19 protein-coding genes are annotated in these 23,064 nt (G+C 62.4%); 7 read left to right on the top strand and 12 right to left on the bottom strand.

The window, feature by feature from the left end:
- Nucleotides 1–54: 54 nt before the first annotated feature.
- The 6 genes from AB4P96_RS15610 to AB4P96_RS15585 form a co-directional block, all read right to left on the bottom strand.
- Entirely contained in the window at nucleotides 55–1,038 is a 984-nt protein-coding gene (locus AB4P96_RS15610; protein WP_395599749.1) for a TRAP transporter substrate-binding protein, read from the bottom strand.
- Nucleotides 1,039–1,278: 240 nt separating this feature from the next.
- Entirely contained in the window at nucleotides 1,279–2,094 is an 816-nt protein-coding gene (locus tag AB4P96_RS15605; RefSeq protein ID WP_236461383.1) for a CoA ester lyase, read from the bottom strand.
- Nucleotides 2,095–2,109: 15 nt separating this feature from the next.
- Nucleotides 2,110–3,303 (bottom strand): CaiB/BaiF CoA transferase family protein, encoded by a 1,194-nt coding sequence (locus tag AB4P96_RS15600; RefSeq protein ID WP_395599748.1) that lies wholly within the window; start codon nucleotides 3,301–3,303, stop codon nucleotides 2,110–2,112.
- A gap of 9 nt (nucleotides 3,304–3,312) precedes the next feature.
- Nucleotides 3,313–4,662 carry an MmgE/PrpD family protein gene (locus AB4P96_RS15595; RefSeq protein WP_395599747.1) on the bottom strand — a complete coding sequence of 450 codons (1,350 nt, stop codon included), beginning with the start codon at nucleotides 4,660–4,662 and terminating at the stop codon, nucleotides 3,313–3,315.
- Between the two features lie 10 nt (nucleotides 4,663–4,672).
- The gene (locus AB4P96_RS15590; RefSeq protein ID WP_099549621.1) at nucleotides 4,673–5,836 is read right to left on the bottom strand and encodes an acyl-CoA dehydrogenase family protein; all 1,164 of its coding nucleotides are present in this window, start codon (nucleotides 5,834–5,836) and stop codon (nucleotides 4,673–4,675) included.
- A gap of 28 nt (nucleotides 5,837–5,864) precedes the next feature.
- Nucleotides 5,865–6,683: a MaoC family dehydratase N-terminal domain-containing protein gene (locus AB4P96_RS15585; protein WP_395599746.1), complete on the bottom strand. Its 819-nt coding sequence runs from the start codon at nucleotides 6,681–6,683 to the stop codon at nucleotides 5,865–5,867.
- A gap of 293 nt (nucleotides 6,684–6,976) precedes the next feature.
- Between AB4P96_RS15585 and AB4P96_RS15580 the strand changes: the two genes are divergently transcribed.
- On the top strand, nucleotides 6,977–7,876 hold the full coding sequence (locus AB4P96_RS15580; protein WP_017137479.1) for a LysR family transcriptional regulator: 900 nt from the start codon (nucleotides 6,977–6,979) through the stop codon (nucleotides 7,874–7,876).
- Here the strand turns inward: AB4P96_RS15580 and AB4P96_RS15575 are convergent.
- From AB4P96_RS15575 to AB4P96_RS15560, 4 genes are read right to left on the bottom strand one after another with little or no spacing between them, the layout of a single operon-like run.
- Nucleotides 7,863–10,757: a bpX6 domain-containing protein gene (locus tag AB4P96_RS15575; RefSeq protein ID WP_395599745.1), complete on the bottom strand. Its 2,895-nt coding sequence runs from the start codon at nucleotides 10,755–10,757 to the stop codon at nucleotides 7,863–7,865. The genes AB4P96_RS15580 and AB4P96_RS15575 overlap by 14 nt on opposite strands.
- On the bottom strand, nucleotides 10,750–12,555 hold the full coding sequence (locus AB4P96_RS15570; protein ID WP_138450114.1) for a hypothetical protein: 1,806 nt from the start codon (nucleotides 12,553–12,555) through the stop codon (nucleotides 10,750–10,752). Before AB4P96_RS15570 ends, AB4P96_RS15575 begins: the two co-directional genes overlap by 8 nt.
- Nucleotides 12,542–12,988: a hypothetical protein gene (locus AB4P96_RS15565; protein WP_395599744.1), complete on the bottom strand. Its 447-nt coding sequence runs from the start codon at nucleotides 12,986–12,988 to the stop codon at nucleotides 12,542–12,544. The genes AB4P96_RS15570 and AB4P96_RS15565 overlap by 14 nt, the downstream gene beginning before the upstream one ends.
- The gene (locus AB4P96_RS15560) at nucleotides 12,985–14,100 is read right to left on the bottom strand and encodes an AAA family ATPase (RefSeq protein WP_395599743.1); all 1,116 of its coding nucleotides are present in this window, start codon (nucleotides 14,098–14,100) and stop codon (nucleotides 12,985–12,987) included. Before AB4P96_RS15560 ends, AB4P96_RS15565 begins: the two co-directional genes overlap by 4 nt.
- Before the next feature lie 90 nt (nucleotides 14,101–14,190).
- Between AB4P96_RS15560 and AB4P96_RS15555 the strand changes: the two genes are divergently transcribed.
- From AB4P96_RS15555 to AB4P96_RS15530, 6 genes are all read left to right on the top strand, one after another.
- Nucleotides 14,191–14,679 carry a GFA family protein gene (locus AB4P96_RS15555; protein WP_017137484.1) on the top strand — a complete coding sequence of 163 codons (489 nt, stop codon included), beginning with the start codon at nucleotides 14,191–14,193 and terminating at the stop codon, nucleotides 14,677–14,679.
- Nucleotides 14,680–14,773: 94 nt separating this feature from the next.
- Complete coding sequence (locus tag AB4P96_RS15550; protein WP_017137485.1) at nucleotides 14,774–16,597, top strand: serine hydrolase; 1,824 nt, start codon at nucleotides 14,774–14,776, stop codon at nucleotides 16,595–16,597.
- 79 nt (nucleotides 16,598–16,676) lie between these two features.
- The gene (locus tag AB4P96_RS15545) at nucleotides 16,677–18,221 is read left to right on the top strand and encodes a TolC family protein (RefSeq protein WP_225932996.1); all 1,545 of its coding nucleotides are present in this window, start codon (nucleotides 16,677–16,679) and stop codon (nucleotides 18,219–18,221) included.
- On the top strand, nucleotides 18,221–19,351 hold the full coding sequence (locus tag AB4P96_RS15540; RefSeq protein WP_169986306.1) for an ABC transporter permease: 1,131 nt from the start codon (nucleotides 18,221–18,223) through the stop codon (nucleotides 19,349–19,351). Before AB4P96_RS15545 ends, AB4P96_RS15540 begins: the two co-directional genes overlap by 1 nt.
- Before the next feature lie 8 nt (nucleotides 19,352–19,359).
- The gene (locus AB4P96_RS15535; protein ID WP_099549613.1) at nucleotides 19,360–20,097 is read left to right on the top strand and encodes an ABC transporter ATP-binding protein; all 738 of its coding nucleotides are present in this window, start codon (nucleotides 19,360–19,362) and stop codon (nucleotides 20,095–20,097) included.
- Nucleotides 20,094–20,999, top strand: a complete 906-nt coding sequence (locus tag AB4P96_RS15530) for an HlyD family secretion protein (RefSeq protein WP_170037731.1) — start codon at nucleotides 20,094–20,096, stop codon at nucleotides 20,997–20,999. Before AB4P96_RS15535 ends, AB4P96_RS15530 begins: the two co-directional genes overlap by 4 nt.
- 36 nt (nucleotides 21,000–21,035) lie before the next feature.
- Here the strand turns inward: AB4P96_RS15530 and AB4P96_RS15525 are convergent, their stop codons facing one another.
- Together AB4P96_RS15525 and AB4P96_RS15520 are read right to left on the bottom strand one after the other, a co-directional pair.
- Nucleotides 21,036–22,313: an ATP-binding protein gene (locus AB4P96_RS15525; protein ID WP_017137490.1), complete on the bottom strand. Its 1,278-nt coding sequence runs from the start codon at nucleotides 22,311–22,313 to the stop codon at nucleotides 21,036–21,038.
- Nucleotides 22,314–23,021, bottom strand: a complete 708-nt coding sequence (locus tag AB4P96_RS15520; RefSeq protein ID WP_017137491.1) for a winged helix-turn-helix domain-containing protein — start codon at nucleotides 23,019–23,021, stop codon at nucleotides 22,314–22,316.
- Between the last annotated feature and the right edge of the window lie 43 nt (nucleotides 23,022–23,064).

Here is a 23,064-nt window from a genome sequence, read left to right as displayed (position 1 = left end):
CAAGCCAGCTCCCACATAAAGCCCTTTCCACAGTAGTTTTGGGTGGTCGCCCAATCACTGGTTGGACGCATCCGCCGCCTTGATCAGGTCGGCGCCGATCTCACCTTCGAACTTCTGCCACACCGGGCGCATGGCTTCGCGCCACAGCTGGCGTTGCTGCGGGGTCAGTTCGATGATTTCGCTGGTCTTGGCGTCGATGATCTTCTGCTTGGCCGACTGGTTCAGCGCTTCGGCCTGCTTGTTCACCTCGACGGTGACTTCGACCATGATCTGGTCCAGGCTGGTGCGCACATCCGGCGGCAGGCCGTTCCAGAACTTGGCGTTGGTGATCACCATGTAGTCGATCAGGCCATGGTTGGACTCGGTGAAGTACTTCTGCACCTCGTTGACCTTCTGGCTTTCATAATTGGACCAGGTGTTCTCGGTGCCATTCACGGTGCCGGTCTGCAGGCCTTGATACACCTCGGCAAAGCTCATCTTGCGCGGGTTGGCGCGGATCGCCTTGAACTGCTCTTCAAGTACGCTGGAAGCCTGCACACGGAACTTCAGGCCACGGGCGTCCTTGGGTTCACGCAGTGCTTTGTTGGCGGAAAGCTGCTTGAGGCCGTTGTGCCAATAGGCCAGGCCGAGGATGTTCTTGTCTTGCATCGAGGTCAGCAATGCCTTGCCCTGAGCAGCCTGGAAACGGTCGACGGCGGCCAGGTCGTTGAACAGGAACGGCAGGTCGTAGATCTGCACTTGCTTGGTGTATTGCTCGAACTTGGCCAGGGACGGCGCCAGCATCTGCACATCGCCCAACAACAACGCTTCCATCTCCTTGCCATCGCCGAACAGCGAGGAGTTGGGGTACACCTCGACCTTCACACGCCCCGGCAGCCGTTCTTCGGCGAGCTTCTTGAAGAGCAGCGCGCCCTGGCCTTTAGGCGTGTTTTCGGCAACCACGTGGGCGAACTTGATCACAATCGGGTCTGCCGCCTGGGCCAGGCCCGCGGCAAACAGAGTGGCGGCGCACAGCAGCGCCCGAGAAAGCTTGAGCATGGGGAATCACCTTCTTATTGTTGTGTTACAGGGCAAGGTGCCTGATGTGGTGCGTGTAGTGAATTTCGAATTTTAGATACCTGCGTTCGGCCAGGCCGAACGCCATACTTCAGAACAATGAAGATCCAGTGTGGGAGCTGGCTTGCCTGCGATGGCGGTGTGTCAGGCAGCAGATTCATGGGCGGGTCCACCGCTATCGCAGGCAAGCCAGCTCCCACATTTTGCTCCCGGTTGTGTCAGTCAGAGTTGGCCGGCCAGGAGCCTTTGTGCGCGCAGCAACACCGGCGCATCCACCATCTGCCCATCCATCTGATAAGCCCCGGCCCCATGGGCACCCGCCTCTACCACGCGCTTGGCCCAGGCCAGGTCTTCAGCGCTGGGCGCCAGTGCGGCATGAATCACTGCCACCTGCTTGGGATGGATGCACAGCGCGCCGGCAAAGCCCATTTCATAGGCATGCCGGATCGAACGGCGCAGGCCTTCAGGGTCGTCGATGGCCGGGTGCACGCCGTCCAGTGGCGCCACCAAACCAGCAGCGCGCGAGTGCACAATCAGCGCCAGGCGTGCCTGATCCAACGCAAACTGCGCAGCCGCGGAACCGCTGCTCAGGTTCAAGTCCAGCGCCAGGTCCAGCCCGCCAAACGACAGGCGCTCAACCTGCGGCGCGTGGGCAATCTCAGCCACGGCCAGCAAGCCCCTGGCGCTTTCGATAATCGGCCATATCACCTTGCCGGCAGCCGCCACCACGGCCACCTGGGCGGCGCTCTCTACCTTGGGCAGCAGCACACCCGTCACATTGGCATGGGCTTTACAGAACGCCACATCCTCAAAATGCTCGGCATGCTCCGGCGCATTGATGCGCACCCACACCTGAGCCTCTGGATGCGCTTGCAAGAATACCCCGAGGTTATCCCGCGCCTGGCGCTTGAGGGGTTCTTCAACCGCGTCTTCAAAATCCACAATCACCGCGTCGGCGCCACTGGCCAGCGCTTTGGAAAACCGCTCCGGGCGGCTGCCGGGCACAAACAAGGCCGAACGAACTATAGGCTTTGGCATCACTTGAATTCCTTATTAGATAACGCCGCGTGCGCGTAGGCCGTCGATGGTTTGCGCCGAAAACCCAAGCTGATCGAGGATGCCCTGGCTGTGCTGGCCCAAGGCGGGAACGGCGTCCATGCGCGGGGTAAACGCAGCATTACGCGCCGGCGGCAACAACGACGGCAGCGGCCCGGCCGGGCTCTGGACTTCACGCCAGCTGTCTCGCGCCTTGAGCTGCGGGTGGTCCCACACGCCTTGCATGTCGTTGACCCTGGCGCTGGCGATCTGCGCGTTTTCCAGGCGTTGGATCACAGCTTCAGCGTCCAACTGCGCAAAGCTGTCAACGATGATCTGGCGTAGCACGTCACGGTTGGCCGAGCGCTTGAAGTTGGCCGAGAAACGTTCATCGGTAGCCAGCTCAGGCGTGAGCAGCACTTTGTCGCAGAACGCCGCCCATTCGCGTTCGTTTTGCAAGCCGAGCATCACCGTGCCGCCGTCGCCGGAGGGAAACGGCCCATACGGGTAGATCGTCGAATGCGCCGCCCCGGCCCGTAGTGGCTGGGGCGCGCCGTCGAAGGCGTAATACATCGGGTAGCCCATCCACTCCACCAGGCTTTCGAGCATGCTCACATCGATGCGGCTGCCCTGCCCCGTCTTGCCGCGCAACAGCAGGGCCGAGAGGATGCCGCTGTAGGCGTACATGCCGGCGGAAATATCGGCGATCGAGCAACCGGCCTTGGCCATCTGATCTTCACCCGGGCCACCGGTTACCGATAAAAAACCGCCCTCGCTTTGGATCAGCAGGTCATAAGCTTTCTTTTTTTCGTAAGGCCCGCCTTCGCCATAGCCGGAAATATCGCAGACGATGAGCCGTGGAAAGCGCTCATGCAGCGCTTCAAACGACAGGCCCATGCGCGCCGCCGCGCCGGGTGCAAGGTTCTGCACCAGCACGTCGGCATCGGCCAGCAGGCGTTGGAGGATGTCGCCGGCCTCGTCCTGTTTGAGATCCAGGGTCAGGCTTTCCTTGGAGCGGTTGGTCCACACAAAGTGCGAGGCCAGGCCGCGCACGCGCTCGTCATAGCCACGGGCAAAGTCACCGGCGCCGGGGCGTTCGATCTTGATCACACGGGCGCCGAGGTCCGCCAACTGGCGGGTGCAGAATGGCGCAGCAATCGCGTGTTCAAGGCTGATCACGGTGATGCCGTCCAGCGGTCGTTGATTAGTCATGACGCTTCCTCAAAGCCAGTGGGCCATGGACGCTGCACTGCGCAGGTGCCAGACCTTCTCGATCAGTGCATTGGCCTGCGCGGGTGTGCGCGCGCCGCTGAATTGGGTAAGGCGCCGGAATTTATCCGCCAGCTCCACCCGACTCAGGGTGTTACCAGGATCGCCCTTGGGTCCGTCGATGGCGCCCTGCAGCGTGCGGCCATCGAGCGTGGTGACAGTGACGCGGCCCAGCCAGCGCTGCGGGTAGGCGCCGTCAACTTCTGCGTCGAGGGTCATGCTGACCTTGTCGCGGAAACCCGAGACGGCGGGGTCGGTCAGCGCCCGTTCGTGGAACTCGGTGAGCCCGGCTTTACCGTGCACGGCGATCAGGCCGAGCACGGTGCCCATGGAGAATTTGGCCTGGTGCACAGTGGCAGGCGTGGTCACGCGGCCCAGCACGTCGATGGCACCTTGATGGACACGCGTTTCAACTGTGGCGATATCGGCAGCGCACAGCCCTTCGCGCTGCATCAGATCCAGCAGCGCATCGGCGGCCGGATGGGTGTGACGGCACGAGGCGTAGAACTTGAAGGAGGTTTCCAGCAGCGCCCAGCGGCTGCCAAGGTCGGCCGATAACTTGCGAGGCTCGGCATCACTGGACATGCCTGCTGCCAAGCCTTGATCGCCTTCCAGAATATTGCGTGCGCCGGTGAGCCCGTCCGCCGTCAAATACGCCGCGAGCAAGCCATCCGCCGCCGCCTTGGCGGTGTGCAGTTGCTTGGAGTCGGCGGCATCGCGCAAAAACTCCCACAATCCGGCGGCCTGGGTACCGGCGCTGCCGAGCAGGTTGATGAACTGTTCCTGGTTAAAGTCCAGCAGTTTGCCCACGGCAACCGCCGCCGCCAGGGTGCCGACGGTGGCTGTGGTGTGGAAGATGCGGTAGTGGGACCGGCCCATGAATTCGCCGATGCGAATTCCGGCTTCATAACCGGCCACCGAGGCCAGCAGCAATTCACGGCCGGATTTGCCGAGGTCCTGGGCGGCAGCCAGCGCGGCCGGAAACACCACGGTCGCGGGGTGCAGCACCGAGCTGTTGTGCAGGTCATCCTGCTCCACCAGGTGTGAGGATGCGGCGTTCACCAGCGCCGCAAAATACGCGCTGGTGGTGCTGCCATTGACGATCACCTGGGCGGGACCGCTGTGGGGTCCCATTTTTTGTGCATAGCGTTCAAACAACGGGATCGGGTGCGCGCCCTTGCTTGCCAGCGCCGAGGCCAACCAGTCCAGATACAGGTCTTCGGTGCGTGCCAGTACCTTTTCCGGCAATTGTTCGTAGTTCAGGTCCGCAAGGAACCGGCACAGCGTTTGGGTATGGCTCATGCTCAGGCCCTCAGAAGCTGCGTGGCAGTTCGAGCAGGTGCTCGGCCACGTAGGACAGGATCAGGTTGGTGGAGATCGGCGCCACCTGGTACAGGCGTGTTTCGCGGAATTTGCGCTCTACGTCGTACTCACAGGCAAAGCCGAAACCGCCGTGGGTTTGCAGGCAGGCGTTGGCCGCTTCCCAGGACGCCTTGGCAGCCAGGTACTTGGCCATGTTGGCGCTGGCCCCGGCATTCTTGCCGCTGTCGTATTCTTCGCAGGCACGCCAGCGCATCAGGTCCGCCGCTTCGATTTCGATATGCGCCTCGGCAATCGGGAACTGCACACCCTGGTTCTGCCCGATCGGGCGGCCAAACACCACGCGGTCGCGGGCGTAGGCACTGGCCTTTTCGATAAACCAGCGACCGTCGCCGATGCACTCGGCGGCGATCAGGGTGCGTTCGGCGTTGAGGCCGTCGAGGATGTATTTAAAGCCTTTGCCCTCCTCGCCGATCAGGCTGTCGAGGGGTAGCTCCAGGTTGTCGAAAAACAGTTCGTTGGTTTCGTGGTTGACCATATTGGCGATGGGCTGCACGGTCAGGCCGTTGCCGATGGCTTCGCGCAGGTCGACCAGGAAGATCGACATGCCTTCAGACTTCTTCTTCACCTCGGCCAGCGGCGTGGTGCGCGCCAGCAGAATCATCAAGTCGGAATGCTGGATGCGCGAGATCCAGACCTTCTGGCCATTGATCACATATTTGTCACCACGCTTGATCGCCGTGGTCTTGATTTTGGTGGTGTCGGTGCCGGTGGTGGGCTCGGTCACACCCATCGATTGCAGGCGCAATTCGCCGCTGGCGAGCTTGGGCAGGTAGAAGCTTTTTTGCGCTTCGCTGCCGTGGCGCAGCAAGGTGAACATGTTGTACATCTGGCCGTGCACGGTGCCGGAGTTACCACCGCAACGGTTGACTTCTTCGAGGATCACCGAGGCTTCGGCCAGGCCCAGGCCAGAGCCGCCGTATTCTTCAGGGATCATCGCCGACAGCCAGCCGGCGTCGGTCAGGGCTTTGACAAAGGTTTCGGGGAAGCCTTTTTGTTCGTCGATCCTGCGCCAGTACGCCGCGTCGAACTCGGCGCACAAGGCGCGCACGCCTTCACGGATGGCATTGAGTTCTTCGTTGTCATTGGGGTTCATTAACGGCTCTCCGCCTGTTGTTCCTGGATTATTCGAAGTGGACCTGAGCGGTCTGCGCCAGGCCACCGGCGTCGCCCGCCCACAACTGCGCCACACCGGTTTCGGTCACGCGCCCACCGACCACAAATGGCTGCGGTGCAATCAGTGGGCGAACACCGCGATAGGCAAAACGGCGCAGGGTCGCGTCGGGATGGGCGCGGCAAAACGTGCGCAGGCTCAAGGTAGCGATCAGCGGGCCGTGCACCACCAGGCCTGAATAGCCTTCGGTGTCGGTGACATACGGGTAGTCGTAGTGGATGCGGTGGCCGTTGAAGGTCACGGCGCTGTAACGAAACAGCAGGGTTGGCGTGGGGCTGATCGATGCCTGCCATTCGCCTTCGGGCAAGGCGTCGCCACTGCCCTGTTTGGGCGGCGTCGGTTCGCGGTAAACGATGTCCTGTTCTTCGCGGATCGCCAGGCGACCGTCCTGGGAATAGTCATGACGCACGGTGACAAACAGCAGCGAGCCGGTTCGCCCGGTCTTTTCTTCGACCTGGGTGATGGTCGACACGCGGGTCGCCGCCTCACCCGCGCGCAAGGCATGCACGAACTCGATGCGCCCACCGGCCCACATGCGATTGCGGTTATCAGCGGGCGGCAGGAACCCGCCACGGGCCGGGTGGCCATCGGTGCCCAAGGCCGATTCCGGCAGCGGGTCCTGGAAAAAACACCACTGCCACAGCGGCGGCAAATCGGCGCCCTGTTCCGGCACAGCCTCGCCAAAGGTGGCGGCAATGCGTTTGAGCAGGTTAAGGCTCAGGTGGTCGTGGGCGGTCTCGCTTCGGCCGATCCAGTCAGTGGTGCTCATCGGGTGCAGGTCCTCGGGCAGTGAGTGTCTGCCCCGGATCATGCAAGCGCCTGCCCGTTCTGAGAATTTGCATTTCAATAAACCAGCGTTCGGTTATGCTGAACGCTAGCCATGAGTACCACTCCATCCCCTGTGGGAGCTGGCTTGTTGTGGCGAGGGAGCTTGCTCCCGTTGACTGCGCAGCAGTCTCCGGTTTTTTGGGGGCGCTTCGCACCCCAGCGCAAGCAAGCTTGCTCGCCACAACAAGCCAGCTCCCACACTTGAACCTCACCGTTGCCAAAATAGGGGTTTGCATGCATTTCGATCTCGCCGACCTGCGCCTGTTTATCCACATCGCCGAATCCCCCAGCCTCACCCAAGGCGCCAAGCGTGCGTTCCTCTCGCCGGCCGCCGCCAGTGCGCGGATCAAGGCGTTGGAAGGCCAGTTGGATACGCGCCTGCTGTACCGCGACAGCCGTGGCGTGGAGATCACCCCGGCGGGCGAGCGGCTGCTGCACCATGCGCGGCTGATCATGCGCCAGGTGGATTACCTAAAAAGCGAGTTCACCCAATACGGCGTGGATTCGGCCGGGCATATCCGCATCTTCGCCAACACCACGGCGGTGACCGAGTTTCTGCCGGAGGTGCTGGCGGGTTTTCTGTCCCAGCGCCCGGGCGTGACCGTCGACCTGCAAGAGCGTTTATCCCGCGACATCGTACGTGGCGTGCTTGATGGCACCAGCGACATGGGCATCATTGCCGGGCCGGTTGAGGCAGCAGGTTTGCAGGTGTTGCATTTCAGCACCGATGAATTGGTGTTGATGGTGCCCGTGGGCCACCCATTGGCCGACCAGTCTTCGGTGACGCTGGAGCAAACCCTGGCCTACCAGCACATCGGCCTGCATGAAGGCAGCACGTTATTGAGTTTTTTGCGTGAACACGTCGATCGCCTGGGCAAGCAGTTGTCGCTGCGCATTCAGGTGTCGAGCTTCGAAGCGATCTGCCGAATGGTCGAGGCCGGCGTGGGCATTGGCATCATTCCCGAATCCGCCGCCGTGCGGCACAGCAGGACCATGCAGTTGGTGACGGTGAAGCTCGATGAGCCATGGGCGATTCGCGAACGCAGTATCCTGGTGCGCGAGCTTGAGGCATTGCCCGGCACCATTCGGGCGTTGATCGCCACCTTGATGCCGGACACACTCAGTGCAGGCTGATGTTGCGCTGGCTGGCGTTATCAATATTGATATGGCTCAGCCGGCCCTGCCCATCGAACAGCAACAGATCAGACCCGAGGCGGCGAAGCTGGGCCGGCGATTGCGGCCAGTGCAACGTGACGCAAAGCCGATCGCTGGCACGGTGGATCACGTGCCAGCAGGTGTCGTGCTCCTCAACCCGATAACTGATCAGCAACCAGTCCTCAAATAGAAACGGGCTGACGGACTCATCCCATTCTTCTTCCGGTAAGTTGCCAGGCAGCCGGTAGCGCTTTCGAACCCCGTGCTGCTTCAGTATCAGCGTGGGTGTTCCATAGTCGTGCTTGATCCGATACTGCGCCGATTCAGCGGTGGCACTGGGAACCTGGAAGTCCGTCGCGACGATGTCAAACGCGCTTTCGCGGCTGACCAAACGCCGCTCCGGCAGACGATAATGCCACAGCATCAGGCACCCGCCCGGCGCCGACAGCCACAGGTATTCATTGTGTTCATCCACCTTGATGGCACGCACCGACTCCGGTAGATCACTCACATGCCAGAGCGTTTCAAAGCCACGGTCAACATCCACCACGCGCAACTGCGGGCCTTTGCCGATGGTCCAGTTGCTGCCATCAAACGCGTGTGCAAAGACATCCATGGCCAGCATACCGAGGTCTTTGGCGACACGATTGACCAGGTCCAGTTTGCTCACGCGCCATACATTCCCCCGCCAGATCAGCACCAACGCAACCTGTCGGCTATGGGCAATCACGATTTTCTGCGCCGGTACAGCAAAGTGAAACAACGTTGTGCCCGCCGCATCCACCACCATCACACCCGACTCGCCCAGCGCCACCAGGTAACGCTGGTCTTCCAGCGGCGCCGCGTCGAAAATCGGCCGGCTGCCAGCCGCCGGCGCAGCCCACTCGCGGGTGTCGCCCAAGTGCTCCAGTGAGACCACGGGCGTACGCTTCAGGGCTTGGCCCGGCAAGTCCGCCTGAAGCGCTTTATCGCGACTCATCTTGACCAGCGCTTGTAACTGGTTATGGGTCAGTTGGCCTTGATCGCTGAATTGATCGGCCAGAATCGCGTGCACAGTGGCACCTGCCAGCCAGGCCAAGGCGGTGGTGTGTGCCTTGTGTTGCAACAACGCCTGCGCCAGGGCGGCGCGTTCCCCGGCGCGCGCGGGGTCGTCACGCAATTGCTCGACCCACGGCCCGTAAGCGTGCAGCGTTTCGGGCAACAGGACCGCGCGTTTAACCAGCGCCTCAATGCCCAAGCGCCCGCCGGCAGCCTCGGCGTTGAGCAGCCATTGCGCGGCGCGTGGGCGCTCTGCGGGCAGGCTCCAAATAACATCGACGGCTTGCAACCACAGGCCTTTGGCGATCAACGCCTCGGTCCATTCCAGGCGCAAGCGGTCGGCGGCTTCCGGCGACTTGGCCTGGAGCATCACCACGGCGTCAGCAAACGCATTGTCGCGCCGCGCCACCAGCACGGCGCGCTGCCACTGCTCGGCCAGGCACAGCAAGCGCACGATCACCGCAGGCGGCATGTCCCACGCCAGGGCCAGGTCAGCGGCCTGCTGATAGCGCGCGTGTTTCTCCAGGTAATCGAGAGCTTGCTGATGCTCCTTGAGCAATTCGGCAAGGACAAACACCGCTTCCTCGATACGACCGGCACGGTCCAGGCGTTCAAAAGTCTGGCGATACACCTGGCGCAAATGCTCGGTCAAGTCGTCTTCAAACAGCATCGAGCGCGCGGGGCCAGCCTTTTGGCTGAGGCTCAAATCCTCGCGGCGCTGTGGCGTACCAAAGCTCTGTTCACCGCTGGAGGCAGCGCCGTTCAAGGGGATCGCGTGGCGCAAGGCTTCTTCGAAATTGCCGTCTTCGAACATCTCCAACATGCGCTGCATGTAGGCGGCCTGGCGTTTGCCATACAGTTTGGACAGCTGGGAATGCTGGGTCAGCCGGGTCAACAAACGGCGCCACGCGGCAGGTTTATAACTGCGCGGGGTGGCACGCGCAGCGATGCCTGGGTTAGCGGGTGCGCGAGCCACCGGCCGGGGCGCCGCTTGGGCGGGGGCAGACGCGCCACGGTGCAGGAAGCGGTTCAACCCGTACAACAACGCGGTGATCACCACCATCCAGATCACGGCGCCCAGGAGCATGCCGCCGAAGGACTGTGTGTGCTCGGCCAACAGCGCGGCGGGCTCGCTCTGGCCGAAGAGGCGGACCAGCCCACCCAGCAGTACCAGGCCGATCACGATTTTCAGCACCGGGGAAGAGACTTCGCGGGCGCTGTTTGCGTTGTTTTGCGCAGACGCCGCGCTGGCGCCAGGCCCTTTACTCGACGTGTGACGCGGGCGCTCCAGCAGTGCTTGCATGATTGCTTCGCGCTCCGGGCTGACGGGCTCCAGTGGCCCACCGAGGATTTCACGCAGGTCGGTGACCACCGCCTCCGGCAGCGTTGCCGGCAACGGGGTATGGCAGTCAAAGGTGTCGAGCAGCGTGTAGGTACTGATGTCGAGCCACAGCCCAGGCGTCAGCACGTGTGCATCGCGCAACTGCAATGCATGGATCTGGCTGCCGCGCACCAGCCACAAGTCGGCAACGGGCAGCCCGCGCAATTCCTCAGGGTGCAGCGCGGCAGACGACAAGCCCAGGCCCTGGCGGATCAGCGGCCAGCCGTGCAGGCTTTCGCAGTGTACCGGGCAAGGTGTGTGGAACTGCAGCAAGTCGCCGTCGGCAAAACGGTAGGCACGCGCGTCGACTTGCCAATACTTGAGGATCAGGCGCCTGCGCTCGCTCTCATCAAAACGCTCGGCGGCAAACCATAGGCCGTCAATCTGTTGGTGCCCGGTGAGTACCGGGCGGCGAATCAGCATCCGTTCTGGCTCATGCATTGGCAGCTTCCTGGGTGAGCTGCGGTGCCTGGTTGCACATCACTTGCAAACGCATGGAGCGCTCGCCAACCGAGTAAACCAGTAATTCGCGGTCAGTGGTCAGTACGGCGATCAAGCCGCTCATGGGGCAAAAGCTCGCGCGGGCAATTGGCGCCGAGGTGGTGAACAACGTGCGCTGTTGCCCCTCGGCGTACAGCCCGACGCTGTGCTGGTTCGGCCCCAGCAGCACCAGTGAGTAAGCCGGCCGTTGGGCGTACGTATAGTGCAGGCCGATGGCTTTCCAACCGGGCGCCAAGTCGATCTGTTCGTGTTTCGCCGGAAAGCTTTCATGGGTCACCAGGCGCCAACTCTGGTAGCCGTCCTCGGTGGTCAGCAGCGCGCAACCACCGCAGTACTGGCGCCAGTAAAAGTTGGCAGCCAACAATACCTGGCTGACGCCCGCTGCCGAGCCGACCGCATGACCATTGGCGCGTAAACCGTCAGCAGACCCGGAATACGCGACAATCTGCCCGCCTTCTCTGCGCGCATAAGCGATGGTCAAGGGGTCGACCTGCACCAGGCTCATCACGTCATCCGCCACCTGGCAAAGTTGACGCGACTTCCAATAGGCAAGCCGCCCCTGGCTGTCGAGCAAGTACACACGCACGGCGTTCTGACTGTGCAGCCAGACACTCGGCAGGAACGTCGCGGTGCCCGGTGGCAGTTGCAGCTGTTCACGGGCGGGCTTGTCGACGGTGGGCATACCGGGAATGTTCCAGAACGTCAGGCTGTCGTTGTCGCTCAACACGGCACCGAGGCTGCGGTGGTGAAAGGTGGTGCTCAATACGCGCTGATGCTTGCCCCACAGACGGCGTCGAACCTCCAGCGACTTTTTCTGGTTTTTGTGCGGCAGCTTGATCACCACCATGCCCGCCTCATCGAGCAGGCGCAGCGCCACATAGTTACCGGCGCTGGAGATTACCGGCGGCAAGGTCAAGGCTACGCGTGGCACCGCACGTGCGAGATTCGGCGGCGGCGCCTGGACTTCATCGTCGAACTGGCCTTTGAGCAGTTGCACCGCGTGCGCCTCATCCGGCATAGGCAACAGCACGCGCCGCACAGAACCGGCTTGCAACTCGAATGACAGGCTGTGCCCATCCAGGCTGCGCTGCACCTGCACCCGGTGCGTACAGGTCTTGGTCGTGTCCTTGGGCAAGCGTTGCCCGACTGTCCAGCACTCACCCAACGTCTCACCCTGCGTGGCAAGCCATTCCTGCCAGGCTTGCCAGTGCGCCGGGGCGACACTTTCATAGGTGCGCGCCCTGAGCAGTTGCTTGAGCTGCCCCGCGCTATCGAACTCATGCAGCAGCGGCGCGCCTTGCAGGATCCCCCAACGCAACTGCGCCCCTGCCTCCTCGGCACGCCGGGCCAGCAGCATCAGCAAGGCGATATGCACCAGCCGCGCGGCGCCCCATTGCAACGGGCCGGCGTCGAACAGCACGACAATCAGGCGGTTGGCTTCACGGGCGCGGTACTGCGGCGCCAGGAACATATGCTCGCCGCCGACAGCCCTGCGCATAAACTCATCCGGCACTTCATCGGCCAGCAGCCATTCGCTGGAAAGCAGGCGCTCGTAAGGCCCACGGCGTTGCAGATCGCCCACGCCATCCGGCTCAGGCACCCCGCCTTGCTGCCTACCGCGCAGTGGCCCCAGCACCGGGTTAAGCCGCCCAAGCAAGTCGGCGAACAGCGGCAGATGCTGCGGCGCAAACCACTCCAGCCACTGGCGCCAGGGTTGCAAGGCTTCAGGCAGTTGCATGGCGGGTGCCCCAATTCGTCGCGATGCGCTGAAGGTGTTCAACCGTCACCGGCAACAGGCGATCCAACGGCACTACGGCTTGCGGTTCGCGCCACAATAGCAAGGGCGAGCGCTTGAAACGTGCCGACAGCGTCTGGCCGAGCAAGTCTACCGGCACTGTCGGCTCCCAACTGGTGGGCAGCCATACGCCAGGCGCGCCGGGGTGTACTGCGGCGTATTCGACACCGTCGACCCACGGCAAATCCGCCACCGCCCCAGTGACGACCAATACATCGCCATTGGCGGTAGCGTGCAAGCGGGCAGCCTGTTCATCTGCGAGCAGCAGCAAGCGCGCAAGCAAGCGGCGCGCGGCGTCGCCCCATCCGACGGCGGCTTGTGGTTCGGCAGGCTCCCGCCTTGGACGCCAGGTCCAGGCGTAGTGGTCTGCACTCATGGCGTCAGCATTCGGGACAGTTGCCCGCGTACCTGCTGCAAGGTCTCCGGCATTGTCTCGCTATTGAAGTTGGCGTCGATCTCGCGCAGCAGCCCTTCGAGGACCGGGCTGTCGGGCGGCTCGCTGCGGGCCAGGTAGTCTTGCGCAGTTTCCAGCAAGCGACTCAAGCGCGACATCGGTTGCAAGGTGGCCTCTTCGACCGCACTGAACAAATGGCTGTTGCTGGACGCGGCAAACAGGTCGCGCAGCACCTCGCGGCCATGCTGCTGAGTCTCTTTAGTGGGCAGCACATACAGCAGGGGCCATAGATCCGCGTCGCTGGCTTCCAGCCGCCCGCCCAGCAACGCGGCGGCCGCGATCAGCCGTTGAGACTTGACGATACGGCGGTCCGATAACGCTATGCCGGCTTCGCGCAGGCGCCGAATCGCCTGGGCCAGGGCTGGACGCACCGCGCCCAGGTCGACGTTTTTCAGGGCTTGGCTCAGCGTATCCAACTGGGCCAGACCCAGTAACTGTTGCACCGGGCGCTGCTCCGACTGCCAACCGCCCGCCAGCATGGCTTCCAGTTGATTGTCCGGCACCGAATCGACGAACAGGTGCAACAGGAAGCGGTCGCCAAACGCCGCCAGTGCCTCATCGTCCGGCAAACCGTTGGCCGCGCCGACACACACCCGCAGCGGACATTGAATTTGAGTATGGCCCCGGCGAAAGCGACGCTCGTTGAGCACGCCCAGCAAGGTATTGAGAATGGCGGTCGAGCCCAGGAAGACTTCATCGAGAAACACGATATCGGCCTCTGGCAGCATGCCGCTGACGTCGGTTTCCACCGTGCCTTCACGCAATTTCTTCAGGTCTACGGCACCAAAAAGCTCCGACGGCTCAGTGAAGCGCCCCAGCAAGTATTCGAAGTAACGCCCACCCATGGACTGCGCCACACGGCGTACCACGGCGCTCTTGGCCGTGCCAGGCGGGCCGATCACCAGAATGTGCTCTTGGGCGACCGCCGCCAGCACAATCAGCTCGGCCAATTGCTCGCGCCCGATCAATCCTTCGGTCGCCTTGCGCACAGCGTGGCGGATTTGCGTGGCAGCGCTTTGCAACTGAGCAATCATGGGTGTCTTCCCTGAAACCAAAGCAGAGAATCTTGCCTGAGGCTAAGGTATTAGCAAAGTGTTGTTACACACTCTTAGAGGAGCCAGCCCATGCAACTCGAAGGATCCTGCCATTGCGGCGCCGTAACATTCAGCCTGAACAGCCAGCATCCCTACCCGTACCAGCGTTGCTATTGCTCGATCTGCCGCAAGACCCAAGGCGGCGGCGGTTATGCGATCAACCTGGGCGGCGACGCCAAGAGTTTGAAGGTACGCGGGCGCAAGCTGATCTCGGTCTACCACGCCAGGCTCAAGCCCGAAGGCGCCAGCCGCGCGCATGCGAGCACTGCCGAACGGCATTTTTGCTCGCAATGCGGCAGCGCCTTGTGGCTGTTCAGCCCCGAATGGCCAGAGCTGATTCACCCGTTTGCTTCAGCCATCGACACGCCATTGCCGGTGCCGCCCGAGCACACGCACCTGATGCTCGGCTCGAAGGTGCCGTGGGTCGAAGTCAGTGTGCACAAAGGCGATTTGCAGTTCGACGAGTACCCCGAAGAATCTATCGCCCAGTGGCATGAGCGTTTGGGGCTCGCGCGTTAACACTCTTTGACAGTTTCTCGACAAAGCTCTCAAAGATTGTTGGCCAGCATCGCCTTAGCATTCGAGCATCCAAACCACCATTCGGGTGCTCTTCATGTTTCGCACATTGCGCGGTATTCCGTTATGGGGTTGCCTGCTCGGCACGCTCGGCTGCCACGTGCAGCCGCCTGCCCCGCCCGCGATTCCCAAGGGCGATTACGGCGCGATCATCCGTTACCTGCAAGCGCGCATCCCCAAGGACCTGGCCCGCGAGAATGTGCCCGGTTTGTCGATTGCGCTGGTCAATGGCCAGGAGCTGATCTGGGCGCGCGGCTTTGGCCTGGCCGACAAGGCCCAGGGTGTGCCGGTGACCGCCAACACGGCGTTTCGCGCCGGCGGCATTTCCAAGTTACTGACGGCCACAGCGGCCATGCAGTTGGTCGACCAACAGCGCCTGGCCCTCGACGCGCCGATCCAGCAGACCTTGCGCGAATTCTACGTGCGTTCGCGCTTTCACACTGACCAGGCCGCCGCCGACCGCGACATCACCCTGCGCCGCCTGCTCAGCCATCAATCCGGCTTGCCCAGCGAGCACCTGCGCGACGTGCGCAGCACCTACGCCATGGGCCAGATGCCGATGCGGGTGTCGGGTGTATGGCTGAGCAGCCCGCCAGGCTCGCAGGTGGCCTATTCCAACCTCGGTTATTCGCTGGTCGGTGCGGCCATCGAGCGCAGCAGCGGCAAGAGTTTTGAAGCCCAACTGCAAAGCCGCCTGCTCAAGCCCCTGGAGATGAACCAGTCGAGTTTTGTCGGCACCGGCACGCAATTGAGCTTTCGCGCCCTGGGCTACGAAGACGGCGTGGCAAGTACCGATGCACAGGTGCGTGACCTTGCCGCCGGCGGCTTGTGGGCCAGCCCCAAAGACCTTAGCCATTATGTGCAGATGCTGTTTGCCCACGGCCTCTATAAGGGCAACCGTGTGCTTGAGAGCCCGTCGATTGATCAGATGTTCACCCAGCAAAACACCGGCAATGCCCTGGACTTCGATTGCCAGATGGGCCTGGGCTGGTTCCTGGCGCCCTGCGGCGATGAACCCGTCGCCCCCGGCGTGCGCACTTACCAGCACAGTGGCGGCGGCGATGATTTTGCCGCGCAGCTGAGCGTGCTGCCGGACCAGCAGTTGGCGGTGATCATCATGGCCAATGACAGCAACGCCGAAGAACTGGTCGCGCGCCTGGCCACCGAGACCCTGCGCCTGATGTTCCAGGCGCAAACCGGGCAGTCCGTGTGCGCCGACGACTGCCAGGCGCCCAGCCATGGGCTCAAGTTGCGCCAGGTGCCCGCCGCCGTCGACCGCAAGCGCCTGGCCGGGTTTTATGCCACGGCCTGGGGCGTATTCCGGGTCAAGGATGAGGGCGATCGACTGAGCGGTGAGCTGGCCGGGTTTGACTTCGAGTTGTTGCGCGACGAACACGGCTGGCTGCGCGCGCAGAAAAAAGTCCTTGGCTTTTGGCTCAAGGACTTGGGTGAGCTGGGCCGCGTGCAGCTGGACGTGGTCACGGTGCAGGGCCGCCAAGTACTCACGGCCCGCAGCCATGGCCAACGCCTGGCCATCGGCGAGCGCATCGACCCGCCGCCGCTGCCGCTGGCGTGGGCCAACACCATCGGCACCTACCAGGTGCTTAACACCCACGAACCCGACGCGCCGTTGAGCGGTATCAGCGTGCGCCTGGAAGAAGGCTTTCTGGTGATTCGCGGCCAATTGCACAACGAGCCGCTCACCGACTACATCCTGCTTCCCGTCGACAACGCCCACGCGGTGCTGGCCGGCAACGGCTACGGCCTGGGCGACACGGTAAGCCGCCAGGTAAACGGACTCAGCGCTTCGGGTTACTCCTTCAAACGCACGCAATCGCGAGATAAACCCTTGAGTTTCTGAACCTGGGCTGAAGCAAAAGCCATCATTGCGCACCAATACAATTTACCAACAGAACTGAACACCCCCTGCCGCTACGTTGGTGCTCGAACGCTTCATTCAATATCAACCGATCAGTGACATCGTGCATTGGCGCGCCGACCAACGCGCCCATCGCATGAATACCGCAGTATCCGTATTTAACCGGGGAACGACCATCAAGCCTCTTAACCGATCGCATGCCTTTCGATCGCTATGCGCACTCTCGTTAGTGTCAATGGCGCTTGCAGGATGCTCAACAGCCCCCCTGCCGGTATTGAAACCGTCTACACCGGAGCAATGGCGCAACGTCCAACCTTCTCTTGCGCCGCCCCAACCCGACCTGAACCAATGGTGGCATGCATTCAACGACCCCCAGCTCAATGCGTTGGTGGATCGTGCACTGCAAAACAACCTGAACGTCGCCGTAGCGGTGGAGCGCTTGCGCGCCATCCGGATTATGAGCCAGCACGCGCAGTCCCCTTACCTGCCCTCGCTGAGTATAAAAACCAAGGATGCCGTCAGCCCTGATACCAGTACTTCTTATTTCCTGATCGGCTTCGATTCGGTCTGGGAGTTGCCATTGTTTGGCATGCAACAAAGTGCCGAGCGCCTCGCCCAAGGGAACCAGGCATTGGCGGATAACAACCTGCGCACCCTACAAGTTTCATTGGTGGCTGAAGTCAGCCGGCGCTGGATCGAATTGCGAGCAGCCCAACAAACGGAGCAGACCCTTGCAACCCTGCGCGAAGTTGGCCATGGAAAACTGGCACGGCTGCGCGCCCGGGAACAGCTCGCACTGGCCTCCTGCGCAGACGTTGCCGCTGCACAGGCTGAACTGGCCCTCGCTGAAATGGCGCTGACGCGCGTGCACCAGCGGACAAACCGCAGCGCGCAGCAATTGGCATTATTGTTGGGCCAGAGCGCGCCCGACCCTCTTTGGCTGCAACCGGGGCGGCTACCGACGCTCGGTGACTGGCAACTCAATAGCGTTCCCACAGACCTGTTGCGCACCCGCCCGGAAATTGCCGGCGCCGAAGCCTCGGTGATTATCGCCGCCGGTGAGCTGGGCATGAGCCAGGCCGATATTTACCCGCACATCAGCTTCGGCACCTCACTGCAGTGGTCGCTCAATATCGCCAGCAACCGCAACAATACCCCCAATGGCAACAGCATCTTCTCGGCGGGCCCCGGCATCAGTATTCCCTTGTTCGACTGGGGCCTGCGCGTGGCGGCTGCGAAAGCCAAGGACCACCATCTGCAGGCCGCCGTCCTCGGGTATCGCCAAGCGGTGCTGGAGGGGGTTGCCGAAGTCGAAAACGCCTTGGGTGACCTGGAGCAATTACGTGCACGCGAACAATTGTCCCGTCAGGCCTATGCCGCCAGGCAAACCCAGCTTGGCGCACTGCAACAACGGGCAGCGTTGAAGCTCTTGAGTCCATTGGACCTGGTAGAAGCGCAGGTTCAGACACTGCATGCGCAGCAACAAGTCGACCGGGCCGGCACCGAGCGTGCCATTGCCTACGTCGCACTCTACAAGGCACTCGGCGGCGCACCGTTGCCCAGCGCTGCACCTCAGACAGCCACGCGCCATAAGGAGACTGACTGATGGTTGCGCTTGCACGCCTGACGCTGATCCATGAATGGCGGCGCTTCCTGCCAGCGATTATTGCAGTGGGCTTCGCAGGGCTGCTGCAACTGCTTCAGACCGCGTTGGTACTGGGTATCTTCAGCAGCGCCAGTGTGTACGTCACCGGCTCGCGCGCCGACCTTTGGGTGGGCTATCCCGGCACCCAAAGCGTCAACCTGGGTCGACCGATCGATGCCGGTGTAGAGATGCGTATACGCATGGACCCCGATGTCCTCAGGGTCGAGCCCTACCGCTGGGTGGATGCTGACTGGCGGGGTACCCAGGACACAGGTGGAGTCTCGGTATTTGTTTCCGGTATCGACGCAGACCCACAAGGTTTGATGTTCGCCCGCTTACTGCCCGGCTCGTTGCGGGCACGCCTGAATGAACCGGGAGCGGTCATCGTTGACCGCGCCGACCTCGACAGCCTGGGCCTTGATCCTGGAAACGCGGCCACTATCAACGGCCACCGGGTGCATGTAGTCGGCGTCATCAGCGGATTACGCGCACTGGGTGGGGTTAACGTGATTGCATCGTTAGCCACGGCCCGCCAGCTGGATACGAGCGCCGATACAGATCGCATAACCTACTGGGTGGCCAAGGTCCGAGACCCAAGTCAGGCGGACGCGGTTGCAGCACGCATCGACGGCAGCCCGGCATTCGGCAAATACGCGGTGTGGACCGCAGCGCAGTTCAGCTACCGCTCGCAGATGCATTGGATGTTCGACACCGGGGCCGGCGCGGGTGTGTTGTTTTTGGCAGTGATCGTGTTCCTGGTAGGGGCGGTGATTACCAGCCAGACCCTGGTGGCGGCCGTGATTGGATCGATCCGCGAATACGCAACCCTTAACGCCCTCGGCGTCGGCGTCACGTCTCTGCGCAAAGTCGTGATGGAACAAGCGTTCTGGGTGGGCGCCCTGGGCTTGCTGGGCAGCACTGGGCTGACCGGTCTGTTCTTCGCCCTGGCGCATTACTACAACGTTCCGATGACTCTTTCCCCCGTCGCAGCCCTGGCCTGCCTGCTCTTGAACATGACCCTGGCCCTGGTTTCCGGCCTGGCCGCGATGCACTCATTGCGTCATGCCGACCCAGCAAGCCTTTTGAGATAGAACCCACGATGACCACATCCTTCACCCTGCATGCCACTGGCATCGGCAAGGCATTTGTATCAGGCCAGGTTATGACCCCTGTACTGCACGACATCACCCTGGCAATAAGGCCCGCGGAACTGACCCTGATCGCGGGGCCATCCGGTTGCGGAAAAAGCACGCTGCTGGCGATTCTCAGCGGCTTGCAGCAACCCGACCAAGGCCGTGTGGAGGCCCTCGGGCAAAGCCTGGGAACGCTTGCCCCACGGGCGCTGGAGCATTTTCGACTGCATCACACGGGTTTCATATTCCAAGGCTTCAATCTGTTCCCGGCGCTGACGGCCTTGCAACAGGTCGAGTTGCCCCTGAGTTACCTCGGGCTCACTTCGCAGGAAGTGCGCAGGCGCGCGACTCAGGCTCTGGAAGATGTAGGCCTCGGTTCGCGCATGGCCTTGCGCCCGGCCGCGCTGTCCGGGGGAGAAAAACAACGGGTGGCTATCGCCCGCGCCGTGGCGAAGGCGCCCGAGTTGCTGTTCGCAGACGAACCCACCAGCGCCCTGGACGCGGCCAACGGCCAGATCGTGATCGATATCTTGCACCGTATCGCCCGTGAACGCGGCACTACGGTGCTGTGCGTCAGCCACGACCCGCGTTTGATCAGCCACACCGACCGTGTATTGGCCATTGAAGACGGCCGCATCATCAGCGACTCCCACCATCACCTGCGGCCCGCCAGCCCTGCCGCCCCCCAGGAACACTGTGTATGAATGTCCGCTCCCTCTCCCCTTGGCTGACCCTGTTCAGTGCCTGTTTGCTCCTGAACGGCTGTTCACGTGAGGATACGCCGGCTCAAGCCACGGCCTCGTCACCGACTTACCTGGCAGTGGCTCGCGGCCGCGTCGATGTCGAGGGTGGCCTGCTCAACCTGCAGTTTGCCCGCGATGGCGTGGTGGCCGAGATCAAAGTCAAAGAAGGTGATTCTGTAAAAAAAGGTCAACTGCTCGCCTCCCTGGACAGCGAACAGGCGCGCCTGGCCGTAAGTGCCGCGCTTGCCGACCAACAACAGGCTCAAGTGCACGCCAGGCACCTGCAAAGACAGTTCAACTTTGCCGACCAGAAAGCCACGCGCCTGTCAAAGGCGGCCGCGGCTGGAGCCGCAGATGGCCAGAGTGCCGATGATGCGCGCGAGGCCGCCGAGCAACTGCGCGACGCTATTGAAAAAAACCAAGGACACCTCGAAGCCGCCACAAGAACACTCACCGGTGCGCGCTACGAACTGACCCAGCGCAACCTCTATGCACCGGCGGACGCCGAAGTCGTGCGGCGCCTGACCCAACCTGGCGCTACCGTTTCATCGGAGTCAGGGCCTGCCTTCGTGTTGCTGCCGAACGAGGTACGCATCGTGCGAGCCGAGCTCAACGAGTCGTTTATTGCGCAGGTCCACGCCGGTATGAAAGCCGATATATCGACCGAAAACGGCAACGACCAACCGTCGCTGTCCGGTCATGTGGTGCGTATCAGCTCCGTGCTGGGTAACAGCACGCTTGAAGGCGACCCACAGGCACGAGCCAATATGCGTACCGTGGAATGCATAGTAGCGTTCGAACAACCTGCACCTGCGTCACTGCGTGTGGGCCAGCGCATGCTGGTACGGTTCGGGGCACCTTAAAGCCTTTGGCGGCTGCCCGCGACCGCCGGCAACCGCCTACTCGCCATACGCCCACGTCATCCGAAACGACGCCCCGCCCCACTCCGAGTCCAGCACTTCAACCTGCCCGCCATGCCACTGGCTGACGCGTTTGACCAACGCCAGGCCCAAGCCAAAGCCGCCGGTGCGGCGATCGCGGCTGGCATCCAGGCGCAGGAAGGGTTCGAAGATTTTGGAACGGCCCTCCATCGGCACACCTGGGCCATCATCATTGACCCGCACTTCGTAACCATTGCCGAACTTGACCAGCGACACTTCTACACGGCGCTCGGCATAACGAATGGCATTGCGCAGCAGGTTGATCACTGCGCGCGCCATAAAGCGCGGCTCGATCTGGATAAAGTCGACGTCACAGGTGCGCAACGAGAGCTGCACACCCGCGGCTTCAGCTTCCAGGGCCACACTGCCGATCACACTATCGAGCCAGCTATGCGCTTCGATATTTTCCCGGGTGACCTGTGTGGCGCCGCGCTCCAGGCTGGCATAGGTCAACAACTCAGACACCATTTCTTCCAGTTCGCCAAGGTCGGCGTACATATCGGCGATCAATTCGCGGCTCTGGCGTGGGTCGGCCTGTTGCTTGAGTTGGTCCAGCTCAAACGACAAGCGCGCAATCGGTGTGCGCAACTCATGGGACACCGCGTTGGTCAGTTCACGCTGGTTGGCGATCAGGCTTTCGATACGCTCGGCCATCTGGTTGAAGTGCCCGGCCAGCTCACGCACGGTGGAACGGCGCGGCAGCAGGATGCGCGAGCCGAGGTCGTTATCGCCAAAACGCTGCGCGGCCAGGCGGATATGCTCCAGGTCGCGCCAATGCGGGCGTACCCAAAAATACAGGACGATGGCCAGGCTCACACCCAGGAAGCCATAGGCCCACAGGTACAACCATTTGGGCTCTTCCGGCAGCTTGATCTGCAACAATTGCGGGCCGCCATCAATGGTGGTCAGGAACTCCATGAAGTCGCCGCGCACCACCAGTTGGCCGCCCGCCAACAGTTGCTGTTCGCGGTCATTGAGCGCCAGGGTGTCGCGCGGCACCAGCTTGAGGCGCAAACCATAATGGGGTTGCAGCTCAGCCAGGCGCGCATCGCGGGCCGCCCCCTGCACCGGGCGCAGTTGCTCGACCAGGCCATAGGCCGGCCCGCGCAAGGCTTCACGGTTATAAACCTCGTTGGCCTCGGGCAATAACTCGTCGAAGGTGTAGTTGACCAGCCAGATTGCCCCGGCCAACCCCAGCGCCAGGATCACATACAGGCGCAGAAACAGGCGCAGCATCTAAACCTCCCACGCAAACGGATTGAACAGATATCCCTTGCCCCAGATGGTCTTGATGCACACCGGTTCGCGCGGGTTGTCATTGAGCTTGCTGCGCAATTTGCTGATGTATACGTCGACACTGCGGTTCAGGCCGTCGAAGGCAATACCGCGCATGCGGTTGAGAATGTCGTCGCGCGAAAGGATAGTTCCAGAGTGACTGGCCAGCAGCCACAGCAACTCAAACTCCATGGTGGTGAGGTCGATGGCCTCACCGCCCAGGCTGACGCCCCGGCAACTGCGATCAATCGACAAGCGGCCGAACTCCAGCGCACCGCGCACCGTGGGCTCCGGCACCTGGCGGCGCTGCAGCGCGCGCAGGCGGGCGAGCAATACCGGCGGCTTGATCGGTTTGATCACGTAGTCATCGGCGCCCGACTCCAGGCCCAGGATGTGGTCCAGGTCGTCTTCCTTGGCGGTGAGGATGACGATGGGCGTGTCGGACACGCTGCGAATTCCCCGGCACACGTGCAGCCCGCTCTGGCCCGGCAGCATCAGGTCGAGCACCACAATTTTCGGCTTGAAGTCGAGAAAGGCCGCCAGGGCCTCATCGCCCCGGTGCACCACGCGCACCTCGAAACCGTGTTGCGACAGGAAGTGCGCGATCAGCCCTGCCAGCTTTTCATCGTCCTCAACGAGCAGGACCTTGCCCAGACCCAGGTTTTCCATAAGTTCTCAGTGTGGATGCGCGGATTGAAGTTGGAGCATTATA

Source organism: Pseudomonas sp. B19125, assembly GCF_044218855.1.
Lineage (GTDB): Bacteria > Pseudomonadota > Gammaproteobacteria > Pseudomonadales > Pseudomonadaceae > Aquipseudomonas > Aquipseudomonas edaphica.
Note: the sequence above shows the minus strand (reverse complement) of the source record. Positions and strands in the feature narration are given on the sequence as shown.